Consider the following 10646-nt stretch of genomic DNA (forward strand, 5'->3'; position numbering starts at 1 on the left):
GATTGCTAGCTGAAATATGGTATAATAAGAGGTAATAGAGTTTTGGAAAGTGAGAGAAGATGATTTCAAAGAGATTAGAATTGGTAGCTTCCTTTGTGCCACAGGGAGCCATTTTATTAGATGTGGGGAGTGACCATGCTTATCTGCCAATCGAGTTAGTTGAGAGAGGCCAAATCAAAAGCGCCATTGCAGGTGAGGTGGTGGAAGGCCCCTACCAGTCAGCGGTGAAAAATGTTGAGACTCACGGTCTAAAGGAGAAAATCCAAGTCCGTTTAGCCAATGGCTTAGCGGCATTTGAAGAGGCTGACCAAGTCTCTATTATCACCATTGCTGGTATGGGTGGCCGTTTGATTGCTACCATATTGGAAGAAGGATTGGATAAACTTGCGAGTGTAGAACGTTTAATCCTCCAACCCAATAATCGTGAAGACGACTTGCGCATTTGGTTACAAGAGCACGGATTTCAGATTGTAGCAGAAAGCATCCTAGAAGAGGCTGGCAAGTTTTATGAAATTCTAGTGGTGGAAGCGGGACAAATGAAGCTATCAGCAAGTGATGTCCGCTTTGGTCCCTTCTTGTCCAAAGAAGTCAGCCCAGTCTTCGTTCAAAAGTGGCAAAAAGAAGTAGCTAAGTTAGAATTAGCCCTTGATCAAATTCCAGAAAAAAATATGGAAGAACGTCAAGTTTTAGTAGATAAAATTCAAGCCATCAAGGAGGTGCTCCATGTTAGCAAGTGAAGTGATTAAACGTTATGAAGACTTTTGTCCTCAGGAATTTTCCGTGGAGGGTGATAGTCGTGGCCTGCAAATCGGCACTTTGGACAAGGATATCCAAAGTGTCATGGTGGCTCTCGATATTCGTGAAGAAACGGTGGCTGAAGCCATTGAAAAGGGTGTAGACTTGATTATTGTCAAGCACGCGCCGATTTTCCGTCCGATCAAGGACTTGGTAGCTAGCCGTCCGCAAAATCAGATTTACATCGACCTCATCAAGCATGACATTGCAGTGTATGTCAGCCATACCAATATTGACATCGTTGAAAATGGCCTCAATGACTGGTTCTGCCAGATGCTAGGTATTGAGGAAACGACCTATCTGCAGGAGACAGGTCCAGAACGTGGAATTGGACGTATTGGGAATGTTCAGCCTCAGACATTTGGGGAATTGGCCCAACATGTCAAGCAAGTCTTTGGTCTAGATAGTCTTCGCATGGTCCATTATCACGAGAGTGATTTGCAGAAGCCTATTTCAAGAGTAGCTATCTGTGGTGGTAGAGGGCAGTCTTTCTATCAGGATGCTTTAGCAAATGGAGCAGATGTCTATATCACTGGTGATATTTACTATCACACAGCCCAGGATATGCTTTCTGATGGCCTGTTGGCATTGGACCCAGGCCACTATATAGAAGTGCTTTTTGTCGAAAAAATCGCAGCACTTCTTGCTCAATGGAAGGCAGAAAATAGCTGGTCTATTGATATCTTGCCTAGCCAAGCATCAACCAATCCTTTCCACCATATCTAGTTAGAAGGTGAAGACAATGAAAAAAGTTGCCATTATCGGAGCAGGGATTGTGGGGGCGACAGCTGCCTACTACCTCGCGAAAGAAAGCGACCTAGAGGTGACCATTTTTGACCATGGACAGGGGCAAGCAACCAAGGCTGCAGCAGGAATTATCAGTCCGTGGTTTTCAAAACGGCGTAATAAAGCCTGGTATAAGATGGCGCGTTTGGGGGCTGACTTTTATGTGGATTTGTTGGCTGATTTAGAAAAGTCAGGACAGGAAATCGACTTTTACCAGCGTTCGGGAGTTTTTCTCTTGAAAAAGGATGAATCCAAGTTAGAAGAACTCTATGAACTAGCACTCCAGCGTAGGGAAGAATCTCCCTTGATAGGTCAATTAGCCATTTTAGACCAAGCATCTGCAAATGAATTATTCCCTGGTTTGCAGGGATTTGACAGCCTGCTCTATGCTTCTGGTGGGGCACGGGTGGATGGCCACCTATTAGTGACTCGTTTGCTAGAAGCCAGTCAAGTCAAGCTGGTCAAAGAAAAAGTGAGTCTGACACCTTTAGCAACTGGCTATCAGATTGGCGAAGAGGTGTTTGATCAGCTTATTCTAGCGACGGGAGCTTGGTTGGGGGACATTTTGGAACCTTTAGGATATGAGGTAGATGTTCGTCCCCAAAAGGGGCAACTCCGAGATTATCAGCTTGCCCAAGACATGGAATCATACCCTGTTGTCATGCCAGAAGGGGAGTGGGATTTGATCCCTTTTGCAGGTGAGAAATTGTCCTTGGGTGCTACCCATGAAAATGATATGGGATATGACTTGACGGTAGATGAAACCTTGCTCCAACAAATGGAGGAGGCAGCCTTACCCCACTATCCAGCCTTGGAAGAAGCGAAATCATCAGGTGAGCGTGTGGGAATCCGTGCCTACACCAGTGATTTCTCCCCATTTTTTGGACAAGTGCCAGGATTGGCAGGTGTCTATGCGGCTAGTGGTCTAGGTTCATCAGGTCTCACAACGGGTCCAATCATCGGGTATCATCTAGCTCAACTGCTTCAAGACAAGGAGTTGACCTTGGATTCAGTAAACTACCCAATTGCAAACTATGTCAAGCGAGTAAAAAGAGAATAAAATTTTACTGAAATTTTAGCAGGTAGTTTAGGATGTCAAATGACATTCCCTATCAAAAATGATAAAATAAGAAAAAATAATCCGAGAATCGAGGAAAAAAGATGCAAGAAAAGATTTTGGTAACTGGTGGTGCTGGATTTATCGGAACCCACACTGTTATTGAGTTGATCCAAGCAGGTCATCAAGTCGTTGTGGTGGATAATCTTGTCAATAGCAACCGTAAAAGTTTAGAAGTTGTTGAAAGAATCACAGGAGTTGAGATTCCTTTTTATGAGGCAGATATCCGTGATACTGATACTCTCAGAGATATTTTCAAGCAGGAAGAACCGACTGGTGTGATTCACTTTGCTGGTTTGAAGGCTGTTGGCGAATCAACCCGTATTCCTCTTGCCTACTATGACAACAATATCGCAGGAACTGTTAGCCTTTTGAAAGCTATGGAAGAAAATAACTGTAAGAACATCATCTTCAGTTCTTCTGCGACAGTTTACGGAGACCCTCATACAGTACCAATCTTAGAAGATTTCCCACTTTCAGTGACCAACCCGTACGGCCGTACTAAGCTCATGTTAGAGGAGATTTTGACCGATATCTACAAGGCAGACTCAGAATGGAATGTGGTCTTGCTGCGTTACTTCAACCCAATCGGAGCACATGAGAGCGGTGACTTGGGAGAAAATCCTAACGGCATTCCAAACAATCTCTTGCCTTATGTTTCACAAGTAGCAGTGGGCAAACTAGAGCAAGTACAAGTTTTTGGAGATGATTACGATACAGAAGATGGAACTGGGGTTCGTGACTATATCCATGTCGTAGACCTAGCTAAAGGTCACGTTGCAGCTTTGAAAAAACTCCAAAAAGGTTCAGGTCTAAACATTTATAACCTTGGAACTGGTAAAGGTTACTCCGTTCTTGAAATTATCCAAAACATGGAAAAAGCAGTGGGGCGTCCTATTCCTTACCGCATCGTAGAACGCCGCCCAGGTGATATCGCTGCCTGCTACTCAGACCCTGCAAAAGCCAAAGCTGAACTGGGTTGGGAAGCAGAACTTAGCATCACCCAAATGTGTGAAGACGCATGGCGTTGGCAAAGCAAGCATCCAAATGGATTTGAAGACTAAGATGATGATTTCAATCATTGTCCCATGTTTAAACGAAGAGGAAGTACTTCCTCTTTTTTATCAGTCTGTTGAAGTACTGCTTCCAGAATTGGGAGCAGAGATCGAGTATGTCTTTGTGGACGATGGCTCAAACGATGGGACCTTAGAGCTTTTGAAGACCTATCGGGAGCAAAATCCTGCGGTCCGTTATGTCTCATTCTCTCGAAATTTTGGGAAAGAGGCAGCCTTATACGCAGGTTTGCAGTATGCGACTGGGGACCTGGTGGTCGTGATGGATGCAGACCTCCAGGACCCTCCAAGTATGTTGCTCGAAATGAAGGCCTTACTAGACCAGAATGCAGACTTAGACTGTGTTGGGACACGGAGAACTAGTCGGGAGGGGGAACCCTTTTTCCGCAGTTTCTGTGCTGACCTCTTTTACCGCCTCATGCAAAAAATTAGCCCAGTGGCTCTACCCTCAGGTGTCCGTGATTTTCGCATGATGAGAAGGTCTGTGGTAGATGCTATTTTAACCCTGACCGAGTCCAATCGTTTTTCTAAAGGACTCTTTGCCTGGGTGGGTTTTAAAACGCACTATCTTGATTATCCAAACGTTGAACGACAGGCTGGCAAGACCAGTTGGAGTTTTAGACAACTCTTTTTCTACTCGATTGAAGGGATTCTTAACTTTTCAGATTTTCCCTTGAGTATAGCCTTTGTAGCGGGACTCCTATCTTGTTTTCTTTCGTTTGTGATGACATTTTTTGTAGTGTTTCGGACTCTTATCTTGGGAAATCCGACATCTGGTTGGACGTCTTTGATGGCTGTCATCCTCTTTCTTGGAGGGATTCAACTTCTGACGATTGGTATTCTCGGTAAGTATATTAGTAAGATTTATCTAGAAACCAAAAAAAGACCACTCTATCTCGTCAAAGAAAAAAGTGACCTTTCTATTATTGAAGGAAAAAATAACCGAAAAAGACTATAATTTTACCTAGAAATATGCTAAACTAGTAAGTGTGGGAAAAATGAGAAAAAATCAATAACATTCATTCCCTGCTTCCTACGATGGATCTTTTAGAAGTGCTCTTGTAGGACAATTTTTGATGGCCTCCAGAACATCGCTGGTCTCAGCGATTTCTCTTTGCAATTCAACTGGATCATCGTAAAATCGAACGATTCCATTATCATGGTAATCAAAGAGTTCAGAATAGGTTTGGCAAAGCCCGCAGGCGATGCACCGTTCGGGTATAAGTGTGACTTTCATATTTATATTGTAATAAGAAAATGTAAAAAAAACAAGGAGTAAGGTATGGAAAAAGAACCGTGGCAAGAAGATATTTACGAAAACAATGAGGAAGAAACAAGATCAGAGCGTCGACACCGGAAACAAAAAGGGAAAGGCGTTGTTGCGAATCGTGTCTTGACGGTTCTCGCTAGCCTCTTCTTTGTAATTGTTGTAGCGATGGTAGTTGTATTGATTTACCTATCAACCGGAGGAAGCAATCGTACTTCATCTTTGAAGGACTTCTATGATGCATCGTCTCCTTCTACAAGTGCAAGTTCTAAAGTGGAAGCATCATCATCTTCAAGTAGCAAGGTAGAGGAAACAGCTTCTTCTGAATCAACACCTTCAGAGAGCAGTTCGGAAGAACATACAGAGGGTGAAGGAACACTTACAGTACAGCCTGGAGAGGGAGAAGCAGCTCTTGCTCAACGTGCAGGGATTTCCATTGCCCAGCTAGAAGCCCTAAATCCTTCTCATATGTCATCTGGATCTTGGTTTGCCAACCCAGGTGATGTGATTAAGACAAGATAGGAGTCGGTCATGAAGACAATTCAAATTGCTATCGATGGTCCAGCTTCGAGTGGTAAGAGTACGGTCGCAAAGATTGTCGCTAAGGATTTTGGTTATACTTATCTCGATACAGGTGCTATGTACCGTGCTGCGACTTATATAGCGCTCAAACACCAGTTGAATGCAGGAAATGTAGACCAACTTCTTGAGCTTCTTAACCAACACCCCATTAGTTTTGGTCGTTCAGAAACAGGTGAGCAACTTGTTTTTGTAGGAGATGTTGATATTACGCATCCGATTCGTGAAAATGAAGTGACCAACAAGGTTTCAAGCATCGCTGCCATTCCTGAAGTGCGTGAAAAACTGGTTTCTCTCCAGCAAGAGATTGCTCAGCAAGGTGGTATCGTCATGGATGGGCGTGATATCGGGACAGTTGTTTTACCACAAGCTGAACTCAAGATTTTCCTAGTGGCTTCTGTTGAAGAAAGAGCAGAGCGTCGTTACAAGGAAAATATTGCTAAAGGGATTGAGACAGACCTTGAAACGTTGAAAGAAGAGATTGCTGCGCGTGACTACAAGGATAGTCATCGTGAAACCTCTCCTCTCAAACAGGCTGAGGATGCAGTTTATCTTGACACAACTGGACTAAGTATCCAAGAAGTGGTTGAAAAAATTGAATCAGAAGCAAAAAAATATACGTCCTAGGGACGAGAGGAGCAGGCTAAATGAAGCCTGCTCCTTTTCTCTCTTTTGCACGCGTTTCAAAACAGCCTTTTTGGGAGAATTTTGATAAAATAGTAGTATCAATAAAAAGGACGGAAGCATGACAAAGAAAATTATAGCCATTTGGGCCCAAGACGAAAAAGGTGTGATTGGGAAGGAAGATCGTCTCCCTTGGCATTTGCCAGCAGAGTTGCAACATTTTAAGGAAACAACTTTAAATCATGCTATACTGATGGGACGAGTGACCTTTGATGGCATGGGACGTCGTCTGCTTCCAAAACGGCAAACCCTGATTTTAACGCGCAATAGCGAAGAAGTCATAGATGGGGCGCTCGTATTTCAAGATGTGGAGTCTGTTTTAGCGTGGTATCAGAGTCAGGAAAAAAATCTCTATATCATTGGCGGAAAGCAGATTTTTCAGGCTTTTGAGCCTTATTTAGATGAAATCATCGTGACACAGATTCATGCTCAGGTGGAGGGAGATACCTATTTCCCTGAGGAGTTTGACTTGTCTCATTTTGAGACAGTAGCAAGCAAATCTTACACCCGAGATGAGAAAAACGACTATGATTTTACCATCGAATACCGAGATAGAAAGGAAGTCTAATGGAGCGCAGTATATTTGGATTTTTTACAGCTTTTTTGTGTGTGATCTGTATTTTGACTGGAGCACAGGCTTTTCGTAAGAAGCGCTATGGACTGTCTGCCTTACTCTGGTTGAATGCTTTTACCAATCTGGTAAACAGTGTCCACGCTTTTTATATGACCTTATTTTAGATAGAATGATAAATTAGAATGGAAGGAAATCATGCCTACAAATAGGAAAAATGATATGATGGTTTATTGCTCATTTTGTGGCAAGAGCCAAGAAGAAGTAAAGAAAATAATCGCTGGGAACAACGCCTTTATCTGTAATGAATGTGTGGAATTGGCCCAGGAAATCATTCGGGAGGAGTTGGCTGAGGAAGTTTTGGCAGACTTGTCTGAAGTACCAAAACCAATCGAACTCCTCAATATCTTGAATCACTATGTGATCGGTCAGGATCGCGCTAAACGTGCCTTGGCAGTGGCAGTTTACAACCACTACAAACGCATCAATTTCCATGATACGCGTGAAGAGTCAGAAGATGTGGATTTGCAGAAGTCAAACATCTTGATGATTGGTCCAACTGGTTCTGGGAAAACCTTCTTGGCTCAGACTTTGGCTAAGAGCTTGAACGTGCCTTTCGCTATTGCAGATGCGACGGCTCTGACTGAGGCTGGGTATGTGGGTGAGGACGTGGAAAATATCCTCCTCAAACTTTTGCAGGCTGCTGACTTTAACATCGAACGTGCAGAACGTGGGATTATCTACGTAGATGAAATTGACAAAATTGCCAAGAAGAGCGAGAATGTGTCTATCACACGTGACGTTTCGGGTGAAGGTGTGCAACAAGCCCTTCTCAAGATTATCGAGGGAACTGTCGCTAGCGTGCCGCCTCAAGGAGGACGCAAACATCCACAACAAGAGATGATTCAGGTGGATACTAAAAATATCCTCTTTATCGTAGGTGGTGCTTTTGATGGCATCGAAGAAATCGTTAAACAACGTCTGGGAGAAAAAGTCATCGGTTTTGGCCAAAATAACAAGGCGATTGACGAAAACAGCTCCTACATGCAAGAAATCATCGCAGAAGACATTCAAAAATTCGGTATTATCCCTGAGTTGATTGGACGCTTGCCTGTCTTTGCTGCTCTTGAGCAATTGACGGTCGATGACTTGGTTCGCATCTTGAAAGAGCCAAGAAATGCCTTGGTGAAACAATACCAAACCTTGCTTTCTTATGATGATGTTGAGTTGGAATTTGAAGATGAAGCCCTTCAAGAAATCGCCAATAAGGCTATCGAACGCAAAACTGGTGCGCGTGGTCTTCGGTCTATTATCGAAGAAACCATGCTAGATGTTATGTTTGAAGTACCGAGTCAGGAAAATGTGAAATTGGTCCGCATCACAAAAGAAGCTGTTGATGGAACGGAAAAACCCATTCTAGAAACAGCCTAGAGGTGACTATGGAAATCAATACACACAATGCTGAAATCCTGCTCAGTGCGGCAAACAAGTCCCACTATCCGCAGGATGAACTGCCAGAGATTGCCCTTGCAGGGCGTTCAAATGTCGGCAAGTCTAGCTTTATCAACACCATGTTGAACCGCAAAAATCTTGCTCGTACATCAGGAAAACCTGGGAAGACCCAGTTACTCAACTTCTTCAACATTGATGACAAGATGCGTTTTGTGGATGTACCAGGTTATGGCTATGCCCGCGTTTCTAAAAAGGAACGTGAAAAATGGGGGCGCATGATTGAGGAGTACCTAACGACTCGGGAAAATCTCCGTGCGGTTGTCAGTTTGGTGGATCTCCGCCACGACCCGTCAGCAGATGATGTGCAGATGTACGAATTTCTCAAGTATTATGAGATTCCGGTTATCATCGTTGCGACCAAGGCGGACAAGATTCCTCGCGGTAAGTGGAACAAGCACGAATCAGCAATCAAAAAGAAATTAAACTTTGACCCAAGTGACGACTTCATCCTCTTTTCATCTGTCAGCAAGGCAGGGATGGATCAGGCTTGGGATGCAATATTAGAAAAATTGTGAGGGAAAGAAATGGCAAAAACAATTCATACAGACAAAGCTCCAAAAGCAATCGGACCATATGTTCAAGGGAAAATCGTTGGCAATCTTTTGTTTGCTAGCGGTCAAGTTCCCCTATCTCCTGAAACTGGAGAAATTGTAGGAGAAACGATCCAAGAACAGACAGAACAAGTCTTGAAAAATATCGGCGCTATTTTGGCAGAAGCAGGAACAGACTTTGACCATGTTGTTAAAACAACTTGCTTCTTGAGCGATATGAATGACTTTGTTCCTTTTAACGAGGTTTACCAGACTGCCTTTAAAGAGGAATTTCCAGCTCGTTCAGCTGTAGAGGTTGCACGTCTTCCTCGTGATGTAAAAGTCGAAATTGAAGTGATCGCAGAGATTGGATAAGCTAGTTGAAGTTTGGCTCTGCCAAACTTTTTTTGATATAAGGAGAGATAGATGACAAAGAAACAACTTCACCTGGTGATTGTGACAGGGATGAGTGGCGCAGGGAAAACAGTAGCCATTCAGTCCTTCGAGGATTTGGGATATTTCACTATTGACAATATGCCACCAGCCCTCTTGCCAAAGTTTTTGCAGTTGGTAGAGACCAAGGATGATGACCACAAACTGGCCTTGGTTGTGGACATGCGGAGCCGTTCCTTCTTTTCAGAGATTCAGGCAGTTTTGGATGAATTGGAAAACCAAGATGATTTGGATTTCAAAATTCTCTTTTTGGATGCAAAAGATAAGGAATTGGTGGCCCGTTACAAGGAAACCAGACGGAGTCACCCTCTAGCAGCGGATGGTCGGATTTTGGACGGCATCAAGCTGGAGCGCGAGCTCTTGGCACCTTTGAAAAACATGAGCCAAAATGTGGTGGATACGACAGAACTTACTCCGCGTGAACTTCGTAAAACCATTGCTGAGCAATTTTCGGACCAAGAACAAGCCCAGTCTTTCCGTATCGAAGTCATGTCTTTTGGATTCAAGTATGGTATTCCTATCGATGCAGACTTGGTCTTTGATGTCCGTTTCTTACCAAACCCATACTACCTCCCTGAACTCCGTAATCAGACAGGTGAGGATCAAGCAGTTTATGACTATGTGATGAATCATGAAGAGTCTGAAAGTTTCTATCAGCACTTACTCGCCTTGATTGAACCCATTTTGCCAAGTTACAAAAAAGAAGGCAAGTCTGTTTTAACCATTGCAGTAGGATGTACAGGTGGACAGCACCGTAGTGTTGCCTTTGCCAAACGAATAGCTGAGGACCTTGCTAAAAACTGGCCTGTCAATGAAAGCCATCGTGACAAAGACAGAAGAAAGGAAACGGTAAATCGTTCATGAGAAAACCAAAGATAACGGTGATTGGTGGAGGAACTGGTATCCCCGTCATTTTGAAAAGCTTGCGAGAAAAGGATGTTGATATCGCAGCCATCGTAACGGTAGCTGATGATGGTGGCTCTTCTGGTGAACTAAGAAAGAATATCCAACAGCTGACACCACCAGGAGATCTTCGCAATGTCCTGGTAGCCATGTCGGATATGCCTAAATTTTATGAGAAGGTTTTTCAGTACCGCTTTTCAGAAGACGCTGGTGCTTTTGCAGGTCATCCTCTAGGAAATATCATTATAGCAGGACTTTCTGAAATGCAAGGGTCCACTTACAATGCCATGCAGCTGCTAAGTCTCTTTTTCCACACAACAGGAAAAATCTACCCCTCAAGCGATCAGCCTTTGACACTGCATGCAGTCTTTAAAGA

The 10646-nt window shown here is 43.6% G+C and carries 14 protein-coding genes; 13 read left to right on the forward strand and 1 reads right to left on the reverse strand.

The genetic code is table 11. The features are described from left to right. Positions 1-59 precede the first annotated feature (59 nt). The 5 genes from GMD1S_RS03045 (at position 60) to GMD1S_RS03065 (ending at position 4729) form a co-directional block, all read left to right on the forward strand. Complete coding sequence (locus tag GMD1S_RS03045; protein ID WP_000624073.1) at positions 60-737, forward strand: tRNA (adenine(22)-N(1))-methyltransferase; 678 nt, start codon at positions 60-62, stop codon at positions 735-737. Further along, positions 724-1521: a Nif3-like dinuclear metal center hexameric protein gene (locus tag GMD1S_RS03050; RefSeq protein ID WP_000881139.1), complete on the forward strand. Its 798-nt coding sequence runs from the start codon at positions 724-726 to the stop codon at positions 1519-1521. Before GMD1S_RS03045 ends, GMD1S_RS03050 begins: the two co-directional genes overlap by 14 nt. Before the next feature lie 16 nt (positions 1522-1537). Then, on the forward strand, positions 1538-2641 hold the full coding sequence (locus GMD1S_RS03055) for an NAD(P)/FAD-dependent oxidoreductase (RefSeq protein ID WP_000754621.1): 1104 nt from the start codon (positions 1538-1540) through the stop codon (positions 2639-2641). Between the two features lie 101 nt (positions 2642-2742). After that, positions 2743-3762 (forward strand): UDP-glucose 4-epimerase GalE, encoded by a 1020-nt coding sequence (galE, locus tag GMD1S_RS03060; RefSeq protein ID WP_001156533.1) that lies wholly within the window; start codon positions 2743-2745, stop codon positions 3760-3762. After that, positions 3746-4729, forward strand: a complete 984-nt coding sequence (locus GMD1S_RS03065; protein ID WP_000364636.1) for a glycosyltransferase family 2 protein — start codon at positions 3746-3748, stop codon at positions 4727-4729. The genes galE and GMD1S_RS03065 overlap by 17 nt, the downstream gene beginning before the upstream one ends. 75 nt (positions 4730-4804) lie before the next feature. On the opposite strand, the gene GMD1S_RS11620 is transcribed toward GMD1S_RS03065, so the two are convergent. Then, positions 4805-5008 (reverse strand): ferredoxin, encoded by a 204-nt coding sequence (locus tag GMD1S_RS11620; RefSeq protein ID WP_002874767.1) that lies wholly within the window; start codon positions 5006-5008, stop codon positions 4805-4807. A gap of 45 nt (positions 5009-5053) precedes the next feature. Between GMD1S_RS11620 and GMD1S_RS03070 the strand changes: the two genes are divergently transcribed. The 8 genes from GMD1S_RS03070 to GMD1S_RS03110 form a co-directional block, all read left to right on the forward strand. After that, positions 5054-5560, forward strand: a complete 507-nt coding sequence (locus GMD1S_RS03070) for an SAG1386/EF1546 family surface-associated protein (protein ID WP_000410186.1) — start codon at positions 5054-5056, stop codon at positions 5558-5560. Positions 5561-5569: 9 nt separating this feature from the next. Continuing rightward, a complete protein-coding gene (gene cmk, locus GMD1S_RS03075) occupies positions 5570-6244 on the forward strand; it encodes a (d)CMP kinase (protein WP_000849414.1) in 675 nt (224 codons plus the stop codon). Positions 6245-6362: 118 nt separating this feature from the next. Then, entirely contained in the window at positions 6363-6869 is a 507-nt protein-coding gene (locus tag GMD1S_RS03080) for a dihydrofolate reductase (RefSeq protein ID WP_000162306.1), read from the forward strand. 201 nt (positions 6870-7070) lie between these two features. Beyond that, entirely contained in the window at positions 7071-8303 is a 1233-nt protein-coding gene (gene clpX / locus GMD1S_RS03090) for an ATP-dependent Clp protease ATP-binding subunit ClpX (RefSeq protein ID WP_002879862.1), read from the forward strand. An 8-nt stretch (positions 8304-8311) separates the two neighbouring features. Continuing rightward, positions 8312-8899 carry a ribosome biogenesis GTP-binding protein YihA/YsxC gene (gene yihA, locus GMD1S_RS03095; RefSeq protein ID WP_000405203.1) on the forward strand — a complete coding sequence of 196 codons (588 nt, stop codon included), beginning with the start codon at positions 8312-8314 and terminating at the stop codon, positions 8897-8899. A 9-nt stretch (positions 8900-8908) separates the two neighbouring features. Beyond that, positions 8909-9289 (forward strand): RidA family protein, encoded by a 381-nt coding sequence (locus GMD1S_RS03100; protein WP_001140420.1) that lies wholly within the window; start codon positions 8909-8911, stop codon positions 9287-9289. A gap of 51 nt (positions 9290-9340) precedes the next feature. After that, positions 9341-10231, forward strand: coding sequence for an RNase adapter RapZ (gene rapZ, locus GMD1S_RS03105; protein ID WP_000163046.1), 891 nt, complete (start codon positions 9341-9343; stop codon positions 10229-10231). Further along, the coding region (locus tag GMD1S_RS03110; RefSeq protein WP_001231051.1) for a 2-phospho-L-lactate transferase CofD family protein at positions 10228-10646 on the forward strand (419 nt) is incomplete at its 3' end. The genes rapZ and GMD1S_RS03110, both read left to right, overlap by 4 nt.

This window comes from Streptococcus sp. GMD1S, from assembly GCF_000296875.1.
In the GTDB taxonomy this organism is placed as follows: domain Bacteria; phylum Bacillota; class Bacilli; order Lactobacillales; family Streptococcaceae; genus Streptococcus.

Coding starts and splice junctions, on each gene's coding strand:
- GMD1S_RS03050 (WP_000881139.1), top strand. CDS start 724: ATGTTAGCAAGTGAAGTGATTAAACGTTATGAAGACTTTTGTCCTCAG.
- GMD1S_RS03045 (WP_000624073.1), top strand. CDS start 60: ATGATTTCAAAGAGATTAGAATTGGTAGCTTCCTTTGTGCCACAGGGA.
- GMD1S_RS03100 (WP_001140420.1), top strand. CDS start 8,909: ATGGCAAAAACAATTCATACAGACAAAGCTCCAAAAGCAATCGGACCA.
- cmk (WP_000849414.1), top strand. CDS start 5,570: ATGAAGACAATTCAAATTGCTATCGATGGTCCAGCTTCGAGTGGTAAG.
- clpX (WP_002879862.1), top strand. CDS start 7,071: ATGCCTACAAATAGGAAAAATGATATGATGGTTTATTGCTCATTTTGT.
- galE (WP_001156533.1), top strand. CDS start 2,743: ATGCAAGAAAAGATTTTGGTAACTGGTGGTGCTGGATTTATCGGAACC.
- rapZ (WP_000163046.1), top strand. CDS start 9,341: ATGACAAAGAAACAACTTCACCTGGTGATTGTGACAGGGATGAGTGGC.
- GMD1S_RS03070 (WP_000410186.1), top strand. CDS start 5,054: ATGGAAAAAGAACCGTGGCAAGAAGATATTTACGAAAACAATGAGGAA.
- yihA (WP_000405203.1), top strand. CDS start 8,312: ATGGAAATCAATACACACAATGCTGAAATCCTGCTCAGTGCGGCAAAC.
- GMD1S_RS03055 (WP_000754621.1), top strand. CDS start 1,538: ATGAAAAAAGTTGCCATTATCGGAGCAGGGATTGTGGGGGCGACAGCT.
- GMD1S_RS03080 (WP_000162306.1), top strand. CDS start 6,363: ATGACAAAGAAAATTATAGCCATTTGGGCCCAAGACGAAAAAGGTGTG.
- GMD1S_RS11620 (WP_002874767.1), bottom strand. CDS start 5,008: ATGAAAGTCACACTTATACCCGAACGGTGCATCGCCTGCGGGCTTTGC.
- GMD1S_RS03065 (WP_000364636.1), top strand. CDS start 3,746: ATGGATTTGAAGACTAAGATGATGATTTCAATCATTGTCCCATGTTTA.